The following is an 18785-nucleotide window of genomic DNA, read 5'->3' as shown; positions in this document are numbered from 1 at the left end:
TTAAGACCGTCTTATATATAAGTTTTTAGGTTAGAGAAAAGGTGCAATTGTGGCGATTGTGCCTTTTTTATTATATTTTAAAAACTGTAATCTGCCTGGCCATACCCTTAAAAAGGAAAAGATGGAAAGGAAACATTGCATACCAGTAAGCACGTCCCCATAATCCTGATGGCCTGAAAGTTGCAATCTGGGAGAGAAACGTTTGACCCTGATGTTCAACTATCTTAAATTCCAGCCAGGCTTCCCCGGGTACTTTCATTTCTGCGAACAGCAACAAGCGTTTATTGTTTTTGTCGGCCAGTAAAACCCGCCAGAAGTCTATAACATCACCGGCTTGTAAACTAAAATTATTTGTTCTTCCTCTGCGGGTACCTACGCCACCAAGCAACTTATCCAGGAAGCCCCTCAGGTTCCAGAGCCAGTTCAGGTAATACCAGCCTCTGCTTCCCCCTATTCCCCAGATATTTTCAAATACCTCTTCGGAATTTCTCTCGAATGGCATTTTTACCTTATACTCCAGCGTTCCGTTTTGCGGGACTTTAACCTGGTCCATGAAACTGGTTTCCAGGTATCCTCTGTTGAGCGCATCTTTCCAGCTGGAAACAATAGAATTTTGTTCTATCTTTTCAAAAGCAAGCTTTAATGTTTCCCGATAAGGAAGGCAGGAGCCGGGGACGGCCTCTGTAACCTTGTTTTCTTTACAAATTACCTCATTTTTCATGCTGTCTACCAGACTTCTGGCGAGGGCATAAGGAACTGAAGTGACCAGGTTGAGCCACAGGGAAGATAAACGTGGCGTCAATAAGGGGAGTGTAATGATGATTCTTCTTAGTTGACGTACTTCAGCGTATTGCATCATCATTTCCTTGTAACTAAGCACATCCGGTCCTCCAATATCGAATACCTGTCCCAATGCTTTCTCATTTGACAATACGCCACTTAAATAGCGTAGCACATCCCGGATTCCGATAGGCTGACATTTTGTTTGAACCCATTTCGGGGCAACCATAAGCGGCAATTTCTCTGTCAGGTCTCTGATAATTTCAAATGAAGCACTTCCGGATCCAATAATAATAGCTGCTCTCAATATGGTAAAATCAATGCCTGATTTTTTGAGCACTTCTTCTACCGCCAGCCTCGAGCTTAAGTGTTTGGAAAGTCCGGCATCATTTACAATCCCTGTCAGGTAAATCAGTTGATTACAATCCGTTTTTTTAAGTGCATTGATAAAGTTTTGCGCAGAAAGGAGTTCCAGATCAGAGAATCCATTTTCGCTGGCAGACATTGAGTGTACCAGGTAATAGGCTGCCTGGATATCTTTGGGGATCTCCTCCAAAGGCTTTAATAGGTCTCCCGTAATGATTTTTACCCGGGTTCCAAAGTCTGACTCAAGGGCAAAACGTCTTTTATCCCTGACCATACAAACCACCTCATGCCCCTGTTCTAAAAGAACAGGCAGTAACCTGGTGCCAATATAACCATTGGCACCGGTCAGCAGTACTTTCATTGGAGATGTGGTTGGAAGGTGTCTGTGTTGACAATCGATTTTAACTCCTGCAGGATCGTATATAGTCCAAAGTTGGTACGATTTACATAGATGAAGTGTTTAACGCCTCTGGCCTGTTTAAATTCAGGCATAGTGGCCACCTTTTCTGCATAAGTATAGAGTTGTTCGAAGAACTCAGGTTTACTGAAATCAAATGTTTTGCTGGTATACGGACGGCCAAATAATTCAATCATTTCCCGGTATGCTTTATAATAGAATTCAACCTGACTTTCTGTGTCGTCTTTATGAATCATGTCCAGTTGACGAAAGGCCGCTATGGTTTTTGCTTTATCTTTAATTACATCGGTGGAAATCAGGGAGAAAAACGGATAGTAAAAATCATCAGGCATTTCTTTGATACAGCCAAAATCAATGACCCCTAGCTTTTCATCAGGAGTAATCATAAAATTGCCCGGATGCGGATCTGCATGCACTGCCCTGAGCTCATGCTGCTGGAAATTGTAAAAATCCCATAAAGCCTGACCAATTTTATTGCGGAGTTCCTGAGAAGGGTTTGTTTTTAAAAACTCTTTCAGGTGTAAACCTTCTATCCAGTCCATTGTGATGATCCGTTTTCCGGACAATGAAGGGTAATACTTCGGAAATACCACATTGCTCAGGTGTTTACAAGCCTCAGAAAATTCAATTGATCTTCTGACTTCCAGCTCATAGTCCGTTTCTTCCAGCAGCCTTTCTTCTACTTCCTTAATATAGATATTGAGGTCTTTTTCACTCATTCCCAGTAAGCGGAAAGCGAAAGGTTTTACAAGTTTCAGATCGGAAGAGATGCTATCACCCACTCCGGGATATTGGATTTTGATGGCCAGTTTTTTGCCATCCAGTTCTGCCTGGTGTACCTGTCCGATAGAAGCAGCATTACTGGAATGGAGATTAAACTTATCGTAGATCTGATCAGGTGTTTTTCCAAAATTTTTACTAAAAGTACGGACAATCAGCGGACCTGAAAGGGGCGGTGCATTATACTGAGATTGCGTAAACTTGTCGACATACGATTTAGGCAGGATGTTTTTATCCATGCTCAGCATTTGTGCAATCTTTAAAGCACTTCCTTTAAGTTCACTGAGTGATTTATAAATGTCTGTAGCATTGTCTTCATTCAGTTCATCCCTGCTCAGGTTAGGGTTGAATAACTTTTTTGAATAATGCTTGATGTAATTGCCACCAATCTGAATCCCCGTTTTTACAAACTTTGCAGATCTTTGTCCCTTTGTTACCGGAATACTCTCTTGTTCCTTCATGAGTTTATAGCCCCATTTTTTCCTTAAATTTGCCATTTCTGGAAAGAAACTTTCCATATTCCAGCAGGTTGTCCAGAGGAGAACGTTCAAAAAGGTCAAAGGTCACGTTGATGCCTTTTTCAATAGCCTCATCTGTTTTCTCAAATCCTGCACTGTTGTCATTGATCCAGAAATTGAGGATAAAGCCGAACTGCAGCCATACGGCATCTTTATATTTTTTACTTAAGAATTTACGGTTGGCCAATTCACCACTCTCCAGACCTTCATTAATGATTTCTTCGGCAAAGTTCTCAAATATTGGCTTTACGCCTGATAAAGCATCTGGTGTGCTGAATTTACTGATATGAGACTTGAGGGTATAGACAATGAAACTTCTTTGTTTCTTTAGCACTTCCACATAGCTGTAGAAGAAAGCAAGGATTCTCTCGCGGGATGAGTACTGACTCCAGACTTCCTGTTCCTCAATCGCGTTGATCGTTTCCAGGGTGAGGTCTACCCAGACGTTCTTTTCAATACTTTCAAAAGAAGCGTAGAATTCATAGAAATCAGCCTCTGTAATCTTCAGTTTCTTAACGAAACTGTATACTGATTTTGGTTTTTCATCATTGATGAGTACATAATCGATGTACGCATTTTTAATTTGCTGAGCCGTTGCCATTCCTTTTTATTTTAATAAACGTTGAAGCGGTCTGCTTAGTTTCACAGACCGCTCAATTTAGTTTATTATTCCATCATCGTTTTGTAATAAAAAAACTAAGATGGATAAAAGAAGAAAGATCTAAAGACCCAGTCTGTGCTTGCGTAAGGTGTCTTTTGCAATGTCGTATCCTGCGTCAGCATGTCTGATGACACCCATTGCCGGATCATTATGTAAGACACGTTTGATTCTGATTGCAGCATCTTCGGTTCCATCGGCAACGATCACCATTCCGGCATGGATAGAATAGCCAATTCCAACACCACCGCCATGGTGTAAGGAAACCCAGCTTGCGCCACCGGCAGTATTGATCAAAGCATTTAAAATCGGCCAGTCGGCTACAGCATCAGAGCCATCCAGCATGGCTTCAGTTTCCCGGTTTGGGGAAGCTACAGAACCGGTGTCCAGGTGATCCCTGCCAATTACTAATGGTGCTTTTACTTTGCCATCGGCTACCAGTTTATTGAAGGCCAAACCAGCTTTTTCTCTTTCCCCTTGTCCAAGCCAGCAGATACGTGCCGGGAGGCCCTGGAATGCAATACGTTCCTGAGCCATGGTAATCCATTGTTTCAGACTTTCATTTTCAGGGAAAAGTTCAAGGATCAGTTTATCCGTTTCATAAATATCCTGTGGATCTCCGCTTAATGCAGCCCAGCGGAAAGGTCCTTTTCCTTCACAAAATAAAGGACGGATATAAGCAGGAACAAAGCCAGGGAAATCAAATGCATTTTTAACACCAACTTCCAATGCCCGTCCACGGAGGTTGTTTCCGTAGTCAAAGGTGATGGCGCCACGTTTTTGCAGTTCCAGCATTTGCTCCACATGTTTTGCCATCGTAGCATAAGACTGCTTCACATATTCGTCCGGATTTTCAGTACGTAATTTATTGGCTTCAGCAACGCTAAGTCCTTCCGGAAAATAGCCGATCAGTGGATCATGAGCAGAAGTCTGGTCGGTTAAGGTATCCGGGGTAATGTTGCGGTCGATTAACCTTTGCAACAATTCCACCGCATTGCATACCACTCCGATGGAGATGGCTTTTCCGTCTTTTTTATATTGTAAGGCTTTATCAATAGCCGTATCGATATCATGTTCAATTTCGTCAATGTAGCGGGTCTCCAGGCGTTTCTGAATGCGCCATTCTTCTACATCAGCGGCAAGACAAACGCCTTGGTTCATCGTGATGGCAAGCGGTTGTGCGCCGCCCATTCCACCAAGTCCGGCAGTTACATTTAAAGTACCTCTCAGGTTGCTGTCGAAATGTTTGCGCGCCAAAGCAGCATACGTTTCATAAGTTCCCTGTACAATTCCCTGTGAGCCGATATAGATCCATGAGCCTGCGGTCATCTGGCCATACATCATCAGTCCTTTATCTTCCAGTTCATCAAAATGTTGTTGAGTTGCCCATTTTGGAACCAGTTGAGAATTGGAGATCAGGACTCTCGGTGCATCTTTATGTGTTGGCAATACACCCACCGGCTTTCCCGATTGGATGAGTAAGGTCTCTGTATCTTCTAAATTTTGTAATGCTTTTACGATCAGTGCTAAAGCTTCCTTGTTTCTGGCAGCTTTACCGCGACCGCCATAGACGATCAGATCTTCCGGACGCTCAGCAACTTCCGGGTCGAGGTTATTCAGGAGCATACGTAACGCCGCTTCCTGTACCCATCCTTTACAGGTTAATGTATTTCCTGTTGGGGTTTGTTTTTTACTTAAATCTAAACTAAAATCCATATTTGCAGTCATATAAGGGCAATGTTATAAAACAAATGTATGTAATTATACGAAATTGAGTATTTTTAGCCTTTAAAATTGAAAAAGAGTCAGCAACATATCAACCGCATCATATCTATAGCTTTGCTATGGGTATTTGCCATTGCATTGACTCCTTTTGGGGCCTTACATCATCACGATGAAGCACCTCAATGTTTAAAAAATGAGAAAACCTGTACCCACAAATTACACGTTAGTAACCATACCGAAACCTGTCTGGTTTGTGCGGCACATTTCGAAAAAAATTACCTTCATGAATACACTCATTTTCAGGTATTCCTGGAAATCAGAACCCTGTCAAAATATTACGCTTTAGTTAGCGGTTCTTATACTGAACTTATTGGCTCCTCACTCCGGGGACCCCCAGTTGCCTAATCAATTTTCTTTTATTGTTATCCGGAGGATATAAATTCGCATACACTTATATGTGCATTTTACAGGCCTCTGAGCTGAATTTATATTTGGCAAATTTCATTCTATACATCTATTGAATCATTGGCTTTGGCCGATAAATAAAAACACACATGAAAAAAATACACCTTGTATTGGTCGTACTATTATATACCTTTTTTTCTGCCAGCAGTTTTGCGGCAGATCTTTCAGAAGTTAAAGGTAAAATTACCGATGGCAGTACCCAGGAGCCTTTGGTTGGCGCCACCATATATATCAGCGATTTGAAAGCCGTAACGACCACCAACAGTAAGGGGGAGTTTACCTTAAAAAATATTCCATCAAAAGGGCGTTTCCTGATGGAAGTCCGTTTTGTCGGATATAAAACACATTCTCAAATGGTCGATCTTGCGACCATAAACACCGTAAGTATTGCTATGGAATCCTCTGTTATTGAGAGTGCTGAAGTAGTCATTACCGGATCTCCTTTCAGTTCCAATAATAAAACCAACAGTTTGTCTGTGGTTACTGTTGGGAAAGATAAGCTGGCTCAGGCTGCAGGAACAAATCTGGTAGATGCGATTTCCAGAATTCCAGGTGTTTCACAAGTCAGTACAGGGGGGGCGATTTCGAAGCCGACCATCCGCGGATTAGGCTATAACAGGGTACTGACCATGGTAGATGGCGCAAGAGAAGAAGCTCAGCAATGGGGTGATGAACATGGAATTGAAGTAGATCAGTTTTCGGCAGCAAGGGTGGAGATTTTAAAAGGACCTGCCAGTTTGTTGTATGGATCAGACGCTTTAGGCGGGGTGATTAATATTATTGATGACCTTGTTCCTCCTCCGGGAGTGTTCAACGGAGATTTTACCACTTCTTACGGGACTAATAACGGTCTTAGCGCGTCTTCACTGATGTTGCAGGGGAATGACAACGGATTTGTATACCGTGGCCGTGTATCGTATAAAAACGCGTATGGCTTCGCTTATAAAAATACAACAGTTCCGAACTCCGGATTTAACGAGTTTAATCTGAACGGAATGGTAGGGCTAAATAAAAGCTGGGGATATTCTCACCTGACCTTTTCCCGTTTCCATACCAATATAGGCCTTGTAGAAAATGGTCCCAATGAGGAAGGTAATTTTGTAAATGAGGATGGAGAAGTGATTACAAAAGCAGAAGCACAGCAAAGAAGATTAGGCTTACCTTTTCAGAACATTAACCATTACCGTGCAGCATTGAACAGTAATTTTATCCTTGGTAAAGGACAGTTGAAAACCACTTTCGCTTTTCAGCGGAATATGAGAAAGGAATTCGAAGAAAGTGCTACTGAGCCTGGCTTGAATTTAAACCTGAACTCTTATACCTACGACGTAAAATATTACTTTCCAAATGCCGGTAAATGGGAACCTGCAATTGGCGTTCAGGGCATGTACCAGAAGAATGTCAATAAGGGCGATGAATTCCTGATCCCGGATTATAACAGCAATAACATTGGTGCCTTTGTCTACCTGAAACGCAACTTTGAAAAAGGAGCGGTAAATATTGGGGCACGTTATGATTATAAAAAAGTAAATGGCCATGACCTTTCTGTAGATGGGGAGCAGGTGTTTAATGGTTTTGATAATAAATTTTCTAATGTTTCCGGTTCCTTAGGCTTTGCTTATGAGGTGGCTAAAAACCTGGTGTTAAAAGGAAATGCAGGGTCGGGGTTCAGGGCACCAAATATCGCAGAACTTGCCGCAAATGGTCGTCACGAGGGAACATTCAGATATGAAATCGGAAATAGTAAATTAAAACAGGAAACCAGTTTACAGTTTGACCTTGGACTGGAGTATACCGCTAAATATGTCACTTTTGGATTGAATGCTTATGCAAACAGAATCTTTAATTACATCTATCCTGGAAACTTCAACAAAGAAACAAAAGACCTGACCAACGACGCAGGTCAGGTAGAGACTTTACCTGTTTACCGTTTTGTACAAACGAATGCAGACCTGATTGGTGGTGAGGCTTCGATGGACTTTCACCTCGTTAAATCATTACACTTTGAAAACTCCTTTGCTTATGTAAGGGGAATTAACCGTGCTGATGATTCGCCGCTTCCTTTTATTCCTGCGGCATCTATTAACAATGAGTTGCGCTTTGAGCCAAGTATTAAAGGACTTTCCGGTTCCTATGTTAAAGTTGGTGTAAGTAATGTGTTAAAACAGGCGCGTTTTGATAGTTTTGAAACACAGACTGATGGTTATACCTTGCTGGATGCGGGAATCGGTGCATCTATCAATACTAAAAAAGGTAAACTGAACCTATGGGTGACAGGACAAAACCTCCTTGATAAAAAATATTATAACCATTTAAGCAGGTATAAACCTGCCGGTATTTACAATACAGGACGTAATGTGACCTTTGGAATCAACGTTCCTTTTATGTAAAAGAACAGCGTTTTAAATCAAAAAGAGCCGGTATCACCATTTATGATACCGGCTCTTTTTTTATAATAAAAGGGAATAAGTTCTCCTTTTTTAAGTAAAGTTTAAATCTTTTCTGTTCTCAGGAAGGTTACAGAAGCTGCGATGTCTGTGGCAAGAAGACGGTCTGCCTCATTAAAGGAAACCACTTTTCTATAATTGGCAACCAATGCTTCAATCGCTTCAGAAGAAGCCAAAGGCTTTCTTAAATCCAATGCCTGTGCTGCGGTTAACAACTCAATTGCCAGGATTCTTTCCAGATTGTTCACCACCCTTAAACACTTTGTCGCCGCATTTGCACCCATACTCACATGATCTTCCTGTCCGTTACTGGAAACAATGCTGTCTACGGATGCCGGTGTACACAATTGTTTGTTTTCACTGGCGATAGATGCTGCGGTATATTGTGTAATCATTAAGCCTGAGTTTAACCCTGCGTCTTTTACCAGGAATGGAGGTAATCCCCTTTGTCCGGAAATCAGCTGGAAAGTTCTTCTTTCAGAAATAGATCCGAATTCAGCAAGGGCAATACATAGAAAGTCCAATGTCAAAGCCAAAGGCTGACCATGAAAATTACCTGCAGAGATGATGCGGTCTTCATCTGGAAATACATTTGGATTATCCGTTACAGAGTTGATTTCTGTTTCAAAAACAGATTGTATATAATTAATACTGTCCTTACTTGCGCCATGAACCTGAGGTACACAACGGAAAGAATACGGATCCTGTGTTTGTTTTCCTTCACGTTTGATCAGCTCACTTCCACTTAACCATTTACTGATATTTTGCGCGGTATGTACCTGTCCGGCATGCGGTCTGATGATGTGACTAAAAGTATCAAAAGGATCAATCCTGCAGTCAAATCCATCTATAGAGATCGCAGCGATCGCATCCGCCCATTTTGCAAGGCTTTGCGCTTTAAGCAGGCAGAAAACACCATAAGAACTCATAAACTGAGTGCCGTTGATCAGTGCCAGGCCTTCTTTAGACTGAAGCTTTAAAGCTTCCCATCCTAAAGTCTGATACAGGTCTTTAGTACTGGTTTTTACCCCTTTATAAAGCACTACACCTTCGCCGATTAATGGCAATGCCAGGTGGGCAAGAGGGGCAAGGTCACCGGAGGCACCTAAAGAACCCTGGGTATAGATTACCGGAAGGATGTCGTTGTTGTAAAAATCTACCAGACGCTGAACAGTCGTCAATGCAATTGCAGAATGTCCATAGCTTAGCGACTGGATTTTCAGCAGTAACATCAGGCGTACAATCTCAGGTGATACTTCTTCTCCCGTTCCGCAGGCATGCGATAGCAACAGGTTGTGTTGCAGTTGAGAAAGTTTCTCAGACTCGATCTCTACATTCTGTAAATAACCAAATCCGGTATTGATTCCATATATAGGGCCGTCATGACGTTTAAGCTTGTCGTCCAGATAATTTCTGCATTTTTCTATTTTAGCAAGGGCCGCATCGGATAATTGTAGGGTTTGTTTTTCTGCGATGATCTCTGCGATTTGCGACAGCGATAACCTTTCCAAACCTATTTGGTAAGTGCTCATACTTTTTATATTTCTGCAAAATTATAAATAATGCTTAAGTTTAGAACTTTCGATCCCTTTTATTGTTTTTTCCTAAAATCGTACCTATGTTCTACCAGAAAATTTCACTTTACTTCTTATTACTTTTTGCCGCTACAGCTGTCAGAGCGCAGCAAACGGATACTTTGTCCATCACTTTAGAAAACGTTAAATACAATTATCCCGTAAAATATTTCCCGATCCATACAGAGGGGCAGGACTTGCGGATGGCCTATATGGATGTAGCGCCGCTCAACGCGCCGAACGGAAGAACGGTTGTACTCTTTCATGGGAAGAACTTTGGCGGGTATTACTGGACAAATACCATTAAAGCATTAAGAGAAAGAGGATTTAGGGTAATTGTTCCCGATCAGATTGGTTTTGGGAAATCTTCAAAGGCCTTCATTCATTATAGTTTCCACCAGATGGCCCGCTGGAATAAAGCATTACTCGATACATTAGGCATTCAGAAAGCGAGTATCCTTGGTCATTCTATGGGAGGAATGCTGGCTACCCGGTTTGCCTTGTTATATCCGGAAAGGACAGAGAAATTATTATTGGAAAACCCAATCGGACTGGAAGATTACCGGAGCTTTATTCCCTATGTAAGTACAGACGATCAATATAAAACAGAGTTAAAAGCCACTGCCGAGAGCACAAAAAAGTACTACCAGAGTTCATATTTTACCGTTTGGAAACCAGAATATGATGAATTGGTCCGTATTGCCGGAGGGGTAACCAATAGCGCTGATTTTCCAAGGTGGGCTAAAGTTGCTGCGATGACTTTTACCATGATCTATGAGCAGCCTGTTGTACATGAGTTCATCAATGTCCGTGTTCCTACCATATTGTTTATTGGTAAGGAAGACAAGACCATTGTAGGGAAAGGTTTACTCAGCCCTGATCAGCAAGCCTTACACGGACAATATCGCTTTCTTGGAAAGCAGACTGCCGCGAAAATTCCAGGTGCTAAGATCGTGGAGTTTGAAGGCTGTGGGCACATCCCTCATATAGAAATACCCACAGAATTCAATGTTGCCTTATTAGGCAGTTTATAGGTCTTTTTTCGCCAGGTCCTGTAAAAACATCATCGATAAGCTTTCATAAAGCTCCGGATGTTTCGACTTGAACTGATCTGGTTTCTCAAAGAAATATTCTGATACCACGGCAAAAAACTCTGCCTCATTGGTTATCGCATAAGGGTTAATGTCTGATTTTCCCTGTTCAATTTTATGCATCTCCTCATGGATCATTTTGATCCATGGGATGGTGTATTCATGCTTCATCAGATTTTCAGGAACCCCATCTGTTGCCCCGTCTGATTTGTCTACCAGGTGTACAAATTCATGGATGGCTGTATTCTCTTTGTCGGCCGCATTGGAGAAGCCCTGCAGCAATGCTGATCTGGACAAGATCATTTGCCCGTTCATATAGCCGGTTCCCACCATGCCCAGAATATTCCGGTCGCCTCCTTCATATTGAAAATCTTTATTAAAGGTATCCGGATACAGCAACACGTTCGTCAGGTTGTCATACCTCCAGTCTTCGAAGCCAAAGACCGGAATTACGGCGCTTGAAGCAATCAGGAGTTTATCCAGTACGGTCACCGCTGTGCCCACACCTTCTACATGGATTCCGCTCAGAAAGGCAGAGATTCTATGCTCAAATCTGATCCGGTCATCTACCGTCAGGTGCTGGTAATAGGTCACATGCTGGAACAGCAGTTGTTTATCGGCCTCACTAAGGCTTACATAATTTTTATGGTTGTCTTTTCTAAAGATGAAATAGATCACCAGTAAAAGGATCGGAATAAGGATAAAAAAGGCCTGCATAATTTAAGCTTCGAGGATTTCCAGTTGAGTAATCACCTGCTCCTCAGTTACCGGGTAGGGCTGCTGATGGGCAAGGCTTCGGTATACGGCTTCAAACAGGGGCAGGTAACTTCCTCTCAGAGAAGGAATGTCTTGTTTCGTTTTGTTTCCCTGCTCATCAATTAAGGTCAGTTTTCCTTCTGTTCCCGCGGCTTCAATACCATAAGCAGGATCGGAGACTTTCATTCCTTTCAGCAATTGCTCTTCCTGTGAGTCTGCCCTTACCTTATGTAAAGAACCAAGCGTACCATTAATTACAAAAGCGGGTAAAGCATCTACCACCATCATATTGGAATGAACAAATACATTGACACTATTCGGGTAGCTCAGATGAATGGAAAAATAATCATCCACCTTCGTATCTACACGGTTCTTCCCTAAAATTTTATGAAAAGAATCAGGCTTTCCGAAAATACTCAGGGCCTGGTCCAGCAAATGTGGCCCAAGGTCATACATCAATCCACTGGCTGCCACCGGTTCTTCCTTAAAGCTTTTTACACCGATGGTGGAGCGGTATCTGTCGTAGCGGAAATGAACTTCGCTCAGTTTACCCAGTTTGCCGCTTTCAATCACCTGGCGTACTGAAGTGAAATCGCTGTCCCATCTTCTGTTTTGATAGAAAAGTACTTTTTTATCCAGCTGTTTTGCGAGGCTGAAAATTTCTTTTGCTTCAGCGGAGCTGGCAGCGAAAGGTTTTTCAACTAAAATATGTTTTCCTGCCGCCAATGCTTTTTTGGCGTAGTCGTAATGCGTGTTATTTGGCGTATTGATGATGATCAGCTCGATCTTTTCATCTCCGATTAATTCTTCAATGCTGCTGTAGCTGATGATTCCGGGATAATCGTTTTCTGCGTTCTTATGGTTTCTTTCTGTTACTGCATGTAATTTAAAACCGGGATGGGCATGTACAAATGGGGCATGAAAGACTTTTCCTGACATTCCATAGGCCATCAGCCCTGTTATTATTTCTTTTTCCATAAGTAATCTGTTTGCTGCTTTTAGTAGGCTAAAAATAGCAAAAACGCTTTACTATACGCTTAATCTTAATGTAATAAAGCACAAAAGCTAATTTGTATCTTTGTCACATGAAACCTGCAGAAATACACGCAAAATGGAAAGTTTTGCAACAAAAGATAGCTCAGGAGTTCGATTCTGACATTCCCGATTTAAAGGTCATGCTATTTTTAATCGGTGTGCAGGAATTGGGCAAAGGACCTGGCAAGTACAGTAAACGTCAAAAGGAGGAGCTGATGCACATCGCTACCTGCCGTTTGTTAAGTGAAATGGGATTCTATGAACTGGAAGGACTGGATCAGGATGGATGGCCACATTGGAAACTGGTAAAACCCGTTCCTTCATTTGCGATGATGGAGCAGGAGTTGCTCTTAAAATCTCTGGCGATCCATTATTTTGAGGACATCTATTCTTAAAATAAGAACCCGAAAAAATAAAATGCAATAAAAAACCCGAAGTACTGAGTACGACGGGTTTTCGTTTTTATAGGTAGATGTAAATGTGCTTATTATTTGCCTTGTTGTTTGGCTTGTTGTTTCAACTGATCGTTTGCAACGATAACCACCTCAACCCTACGGTTAGCAGCTCTTCCTGCATCAGTAGAATTGTCTGCAATTGGTTCAGAGAAACCTTTTCCTACCGTGATTAAACGTGAAGACGGAACTCCCTGAGAAACTGCATATGCTTTAACCGCAGCAGCTCTTCTTTCAGAAAGGCTCATGTTATAAGTCTCTGTACCTTTATTATCAGTATGACCAATTACTTTAATGTCTGTTCCAGGATATTGGTTGATCGAACCAGCCAAAGATTGAATGTTTGTTTTTGCTGCAGCTGTTAAGTCAGATTTATCAAAACCAAAAAGGATTCCACTATCAAATTTTACAATGATACCTTCTCCTTCACGGATTACTTCAGCATTAGGGATTGCATTTTGAATCTCTGCAGCTTGTTTATCCATTCTCTTTCCAATAAATCCACCCGCAGTACCACCTACAGCAGCACCAATGATAGCTCCAACGGCAGTATTACCTGCTTTTTTGCCTATAATAGCACCTAGAACACCACCTGCAGCGGCACCGATACCAGCTCCTTTTTGGGTTTTAGTTAAACTATCGCAACCTTGAAATGTCATTGCACCCATGGCTAAAGCGATACTAAATGTTGCTATTTTAAATTTTGAAGTAATCATAATCTTTATTATTTATTTTACTCTGAGCTTTAATCAAACCTGATGCCAATCTTATTGTTTTGTAAAATTATTGTGTCATGTGAATATTTTAACACTCAGATGTCGGCCAAAAGGTCATTTTAGCGGCACTGTCCAGCCAAATACTGACTACAATTCTGTACAACTCAGGTAAAGCGTTCTGTTTTATCCGGAAAAATAGGCTTCCAATTCCTGTAAAGTATTCTCATTCGTACGGAGGTCTTTAATGATCAGCCCTTTTTCCATGAGAATGATCCGGTCGCAAACATCTGTCACATGATTCAGGTCATGACTGGAAATCAGGGTCGTCATGTTTCGTTCCTGTTTCAATGATTTGATCAGGGTCTTTAACCTGATTTGAGTAGTCGGGTCCAGATTTGCAAAAGGCTCATCCAATACCAGTAATTCTGGGGCCTGCATCAATGCTGCGGCAATCCCGACCTTATTCTGATTCCCTTTTGAAAAATCCCGGATGTACTTGCCTTTACCCAGGATCTCTTCGTTAAAAAACTCCTGAAATTGTTTCAGGTAATCCGTCACATGGGCAACACTCATTTTGTGTAAGCTTCCAATAAAGACAAAATACTCTTCTGAAGTCAGGTAATCGATCAGGTAACCTTCATCAAGATAAGAGGCCGTATAATCTTTCCATTGTCCGTCATGGGCTACCTGTTCTCCTTTAGATAAGATTTCTCCCTGGTCCGGACGGATCAGGTCGAGTAACATTCTAAACAAAGTTGTCTTTCCCGCACCATTATTACCCACGATCCCAACAGTTTCACCTGCATTGATCTGTAAGTCGCTAATGTTTACCACGGTTCTGTTGCCGTATCTCTTTTGTAAATTTGAAATTTCTAAAATCATGATTTCTCTCTAAAGCCTTCGGTAATCTTGTGTTTTCTTTTATTGAACTCATTTACGATAAAACTGACCCAGAATTCGCGGGTTAAGCAGGCCGTTAGTCCGCAAGCTCCCAATGCAATGAACCCCCAGTATGGAGCGCCCGATAAGGAGAAAGGAAGAAGGATGACATATGGAGCTAAGAAATAGGGCAGTCCCAGCACCCACTGGCTGGCACCTACTCCCTGGAAATTAAAGGTTGATCCCTTGCTCAGGTCCATTGACCTGTAATTTCTTGTGGCAAAATACAAGACGATCACTGTTCCTATTCCTATATTATATAAATACGCCGCAAACTGGATCACCAGAATTTTCCAGCTCAGGAATCCATATAGGCAGGCAATTAACGTGGTAAAAGTAGAAAAGAGGGTAAACATCAGGAACTTTGCCTTGATGAAATTTCTGATGTCTATTTTGTTGGCCATCAGCCCGTCAAAATGGGAGGATTGCCAGCCGAACATAAACTGTCCGTAAATACTGATGCAATTTCCGGTCATAAATACCGAGGCAAATAACATCAGTTCCAGTTTGTCCTGATCCAGCAATTCCTTTTTATAAAACAGAAAACCATAGAACAGGAACAATAAGCTCATCGTTACGGCCGAACGGCTTCTTTTATTTCTGAGGATCAGTTTCAGCTCCAATGCGACCAGGGTGCCAATCTCTCCAAACCGGTCCAGGAAAGGGTAGTCTGTACTTGTCTTTTTTGCTTCATTTTTACTCAGTTCCTCTACATATAAATTACTCCGGAGATACCTTGCATTGAGCTGATACGTCAATACGGCAAAAAGGGTAAAGCCAAATCCTGCCAGGGGATAAGTGGTTACAAAGCCAAACACCCGGTTAGAGATGGCAGAGATGGAGAAGACCTTAAAATATTCAAGGAGCCCTAAGGCGATGATGAGCAAGAATACCAATGGAACAATTTTCAAATTCTGAATGCTTCGTCTCTTAATATATAAAGCTGCATAATTGTTGAAAACCGTTAAGGAAAGAATAGAAACCACATACATTAAGGCCGTAAAAGAATCGTATACATCTGATATGGCGGTTGCGCAAAAGGGCAGGAACAAAAAGAGCGGTAATACATTAAAAGCAGAAAACAGGGCCCTTGTATTCAGGAAGTTTACGATTTTTTGCTTTGGGATTTTAAGGTGCAGGTAGGGAACAATACTCAGGGTTGGCAACTCCTGTAATTGCATACGCATGAGAAAGTCGGCTGCAAAATAATAAAGGATCACCCCGTTGAATACGGTAAAAACATCTTTTCCGGGAAAGAACTGTGTGATAAAAGCCTCCATGCCAAAACCCAGGAAAAAGGCTACACCCAGAAGGTAAACCACGATTATTCCTATAAATATTTGAGTTGCAATGGTGCCTCCTTTATTTTTCGAACGCCAGAAGGCCTTCCATTGATGGTCCAGAAAAGTTCCCAGCATATTAATAATTGTATTTATTTTTCCAGTTCTGTTTCAACTTCTCTCTCAGTTTGTCCTCCGCCGGATTTTTCCCCGGGTCATATAGTTTTGTGCCCGACAGGATTTCCGGGAAATACTCCTGTTCAGAGAAATTACCCTCATACCCATGCGCATATTGATAATCCTTCCCGTAGCCGATGTTTTTCATCAGTTTCGTCGGTGCATTTCTGATGTGTAAAGGTACAGGCAGGTTTCCGGTCTGTTTCACCAGTGCCTGAGCTTTATTGATCGCTTCATAAGAGGCATTGCTTTTTACGGAAGAAGCCATATAGGTTACCGCCTGGGAAAGAATGATCCTTGCCTCTGGATAACCGATCACATTCACTGCCTGAAAGCAATTGTTGGCCAGCAGCAAGGCGTTGGGATTCGCGTTCCCGATGTCCTCCGAAGCAAGGATCAGCAGGCGGCGGGCGATGAACAGCGGATCTTCTCCTCCTTCAATCATCCTTGCCAGCCAATATACTGCTGCATTGGGGTCACTGCCCCTGATCGACTTAATGAAAGCGGAAATAATATCGTAATGTTGCTCTCCTGCCTTATCATACAGCGCCAGGTTTTGCTGTGCATGCTCCAGTACATTTTCGTTTCTGAGCACAATTTTATCTCCGCCAATACCATTAACGGCAATTTCCAGTACATTTAATAGTTTCCTTGCGTCTCCCCCGGATAAGCGGATCAAAGCCTCATGTTCTTTGATCGTGATTTTCTTTTCCTTCAGCACTACATCCTGAGTAATGGCAGTTTGCAGCAATCCGGAAAGTTCTTCCTCATCAAGAGATTTTAAGATATAGACCTGCGAGCGGGAAAGTAATGCGGAGATGACTTCGAAAGAAGGATTTTCTGTGGTGGCACCGATTAAGGTCACCAGTCCTCTTTCCACAGCTCCCAGTAAACTGTCCTGCTGTGATTTGCTGAAACGATGGATCTCATCAATAAAAAGGATCGGGAGCCCCATCAGGCTGTCTTTGAGCAATGCGGCTCTGTCGATCACATCCCTGATGTCTTTAACCCCTGAATTGATGGCACTAAGGTTAAAAAAAGGACGGTCAAGTGTTTGCGATATGATATAGGCCAGTGTAGTTTTACCGACACCGGGCGGGCCCCAGAAGATCATAGAAGGGAGCTGTCCGCTTTGAATTGCTTTACGTAATACGGCATCAGGACCTACTAAGTGCTTCTGACCAACGTATTCATCCAAATTTTTTGGACGCATACGTTCTGCTAAAGGAGGTAGGTTTTGCATATAGGTAAAGATAATACCTTAATCGCAAATCCCCTCCCTGAATGCTATTATTTTTAGCGTTTATTCTTTAGCGGGGCCTGCGGCACCTGCAGTTTTAGGCTTTTTCTTCCAGAATTTACGCTGCGGTTTCTTTTTATCGTATTTTCTTTCTGTTGAGGCACTGACCGGAGTGTCGGCAGGTGCTTCTCCAAGGTGTTCCGGAAGTGGCATTCTGTCGATCTTTTTATCGATCAGCTTTTCAATATTAGCAAACTTACGTTTGTCTTTATCGTTCACCAGGGTGATCGCCGTACCTGTGGTCGCTGCTCTGGCAGTTCTTCCAATCCTGTGGATATAATCTTCCGGATCATGAGGCACATCAAAATTGATTACCAGACTGATTCCTTCCACATCAATTCCTCTCGACAATACATCCGTTCCGATCAGTACAGGAACCCTTTTGTTCTTGAATTCCGACAAAATGGCCTCACGTTCTTTTTGACCAAGGTCAGAATGGAAAGCTTCAGCTTTAAAACCTAAGCCACGGAAAACCTTTCCCAGATTTTTCACCTTTTCCTTTGTCGACGCGAAGATCAGAATGCTTGGGAAATCTACATTTTTCATCAGCTCTGTCAGTAACTTTACTTTCTGGGCATCATGAACAAGGTAGGCCTGTTGGTTGATTCCTGCGGCAGGTTTAGAAATCGCAATGCTGATTTCTTCCGGCTGCTTCAGCAACCTGCCGGCAAGGGTTCTTATTTTAGGAGGCATCGTTGCAGAGAACAATACCGTTTGTCTTTTCTCAGGAAGGAAGCTGACAATACGCATGATATCATCGTAAAAGCCCATGTCCAGCATTCTGTCTGCTTCATCCAATACCAGGTGCTGAAGCTGATCCAGTTTCAGCAGGCCCGAAGAAAGGTGAGAGATCAAACGTCCCGGAGTGGCAATAATGATATCTACCCCTTCGCGCATCGAGCGTTTTTGCTGCTCATAGGCAATGCCATCACCACCACCATAAACCGTTAAGGAGCTGATGTTGGTGAAATAGGAAAGTGCTTCTACCTGCAAATCAATTTGCTGGGCAAGTTCCCGGGTAGGTGCTAATATCAGGGTATTGTTATGACGGTCTTCTGTCTGACTGATCATGTTCATGATCGGCAACAAATAAGCGCCTGTTTTCCCCGTACCTGTTTGTGCACAGGCAATTAAGTCTTTTTTATCTAGGATAAGCGGAATAGCTTCTTGCTGGATGGGCGTAGCGTTGCGAAAACCCATCGCTAATAAACCCTCTAGTAAGTCGGGGTTAAAATTAAAATCTTTGAAATCCAATATACTTCTATGTTGTTAGTATTACCCTATAAAAGTAACCTTTTATTTCATTAC

Annotated in this window: 16 protein-coding genes; 4 read left to right on the top strand and 12 right to left on the bottom strand. The window is 42.2% G+C overall.

Going from position 1 to position 18785, the window contains the following annotated elements:
- Positions 1-70: 70 nt before the first annotated feature.
- The 4 genes from DBR43_RS14425 to hutU form a co-directional block, all read right to left on the bottom strand.
- Positions 71-1507, bottom strand: a complete 1437-nt coding sequence (locus DBR43_RS14425; protein WP_124581916.1) for an SDR family oxidoreductase — start codon at positions 1505-1507, stop codon at positions 71-73.
- Entirely contained in the window at positions 1504-2805 is a 1302-nt protein-coding gene (locus tag DBR43_RS14420; protein WP_124581915.1) for an ABC1 kinase family protein, read from the bottom strand. Before DBR43_RS14420 ends, DBR43_RS14425 begins: the two co-directional genes overlap by 4 nt.
- Before the next feature lie 4 nt (positions 2806-2809).
- Positions 2810-3463 carry a TetR family transcriptional regulator C-terminal domain-containing protein gene (locus tag DBR43_RS14415; RefSeq protein WP_124581914.1) on the bottom strand — a complete coding sequence of 218 codons (654 nt, stop codon included), beginning with the start codon at positions 3461-3463 and terminating at the stop codon, positions 2810-2812.
- A 120-nt stretch (positions 3464-3583) separates the two neighbouring features.
- On the bottom strand, positions 3584-5248 hold the full coding sequence (gene hutU, locus DBR43_RS14410; protein ID WP_124581913.1) for a urocanate hydratase: 1665 nt from the start codon (positions 5246-5248) through the stop codon (positions 3584-3586).
- 66 nt (positions 5249-5314) lie between these two features.
- Here hutU and DBR43_RS14405 point away from each other — a divergent pair, with 66 nt between their 5' ends.
- Both DBR43_RS14405 and DBR43_RS14400 read left to right on the top strand, forming a co-directional pair.
- On the top strand, positions 5315-5650 hold the full coding sequence (locus DBR43_RS14405) for a hypothetical protein (protein WP_124581912.1): 336 nt from the start codon (positions 5315-5317) through the stop codon (positions 5648-5650).
- 149 nt (positions 5651-5799) lie between these two features.
- Positions 5800-8100, top strand: coding sequence for a TonB-dependent receptor (locus DBR43_RS14400; protein ID WP_124581911.1), 2301 nt, complete (start codon positions 5800-5802; stop codon positions 8098-8100).
- Positions 8101-8201: 101 nt separating this feature from the next.
- On the opposite strand, the gene hutH is transcribed toward DBR43_RS14400, so the two are convergent.
- Entirely contained in the window at positions 8202-9689 is a 1488-nt protein-coding gene (gene hutH, locus DBR43_RS14395) for a histidine ammonia-lyase (protein WP_124581910.1), read from the bottom strand.
- A gap of 86 nt (positions 9690-9775) precedes the next feature.
- Here hutH and DBR43_RS14390 point away from each other — a divergent pair, with 86 nt between their 5' ends.
- On the top strand, positions 9776-10765 hold the full coding sequence (locus DBR43_RS14390) for an alpha/beta fold hydrolase (protein WP_124581909.1): 990 nt from the start codon (positions 9776-9778) through the stop codon (positions 10763-10765).
- Here the strand turns inward: DBR43_RS14390 and DBR43_RS14385 are convergent.
- Together DBR43_RS14385 and DBR43_RS14380 are read right to left on the bottom strand one after the other, a co-directional pair.
- Positions 10760-11539, bottom strand: coding sequence for a zinc-dependent peptidase (locus DBR43_RS14385; protein WP_124581908.1), 780 nt, complete (start codon positions 11537-11539; stop codon positions 10760-10762). The genes DBR43_RS14390 and DBR43_RS14385 overlap by 6 nt on opposite strands.
- 3 nt (positions 11540-11542) lie before the next feature.
- Entirely contained in the window at positions 11543-12556 is a 1014-nt protein-coding gene (locus tag DBR43_RS14380) for a Gfo/Idh/MocA family oxidoreductase (RefSeq protein ID WP_124581907.1), read from the bottom strand.
- A 107-nt stretch (positions 12557-12663) separates the two neighbouring features.
- Between DBR43_RS14380 and DBR43_RS14375 the strand changes: the two genes are divergently transcribed.
- Positions 12664-13008: a hypothetical protein gene (locus tag DBR43_RS14375; RefSeq protein ID WP_074611589.1), complete on the top strand. Its 345-nt coding sequence runs from the start codon at positions 12664-12666 to the stop codon at positions 13006-13008.
- A 92-nt stretch (positions 13009-13100) separates the two neighbouring features.
- On the opposite strand, the gene DBR43_RS14370 is transcribed toward DBR43_RS14375, so the two are convergent.
- The 5 genes from DBR43_RS14370 to DBR43_RS14350 all read right to left on the bottom strand — a co-directional run bounded on the left by DBR43_RS14370 (position 13101) and on the right by DBR43_RS14350 (position 18731).
- Positions 13101-13781 carry an OmpA family protein gene (locus DBR43_RS14370; protein ID WP_124581906.1) on the bottom strand — a complete coding sequence of 227 codons (681 nt, stop codon included), beginning with the start codon at positions 13779-13781 and terminating at the stop codon, positions 13101-13103.
- Between the two features lie 183 nt (positions 13782-13964).
- Positions 13965-14663 carry an ABC transporter ATP-binding protein gene (locus tag DBR43_RS14365; protein WP_124581904.1) on the bottom strand — a complete coding sequence of 233 codons (699 nt, stop codon included), beginning with the start codon at positions 14661-14663 and terminating at the stop codon, positions 13965-13967.
- On the bottom strand, positions 14660-16138 hold the full coding sequence (locus tag DBR43_RS14360) for a DUF5687 family protein (protein ID WP_124581902.1): 1479 nt from the start codon (positions 16136-16138) through the stop codon (positions 14660-14662). The genes DBR43_RS14365 and DBR43_RS14360 overlap by 4 nt, the downstream gene beginning before the upstream one ends.
- 1 nt (position 16139) lies before the next feature.
- A complete protein-coding gene (locus tag DBR43_RS14355) occupies positions 16140-17420 on the bottom strand; it encodes a replication-associated recombination protein A (protein ID WP_124581900.1) in 1281 nt (426 codons plus the stop codon).
- Positions 17421-17480: 60 nt separating this feature from the next.
- Complete coding sequence (locus DBR43_RS14350) at positions 17481-18731, bottom strand: DEAD/DEAH box helicase (RefSeq protein WP_199757047.1); 1251 nt, start codon at positions 18729-18731, stop codon at positions 17481-17483.
- Positions 18732-18785 lie beyond the last annotated feature (54 nt).

Source organism: Pedobacter sp. KBW06 (assembly GCF_003852525.1).
Lineage (GTDB): Bacteria > Bacteroidota > Bacteroidia > Sphingobacteriales > Sphingobacteriaceae > Pedobacter.
This window is presented reverse-complemented; position numbering and strand designations above follow the sequence as displayed.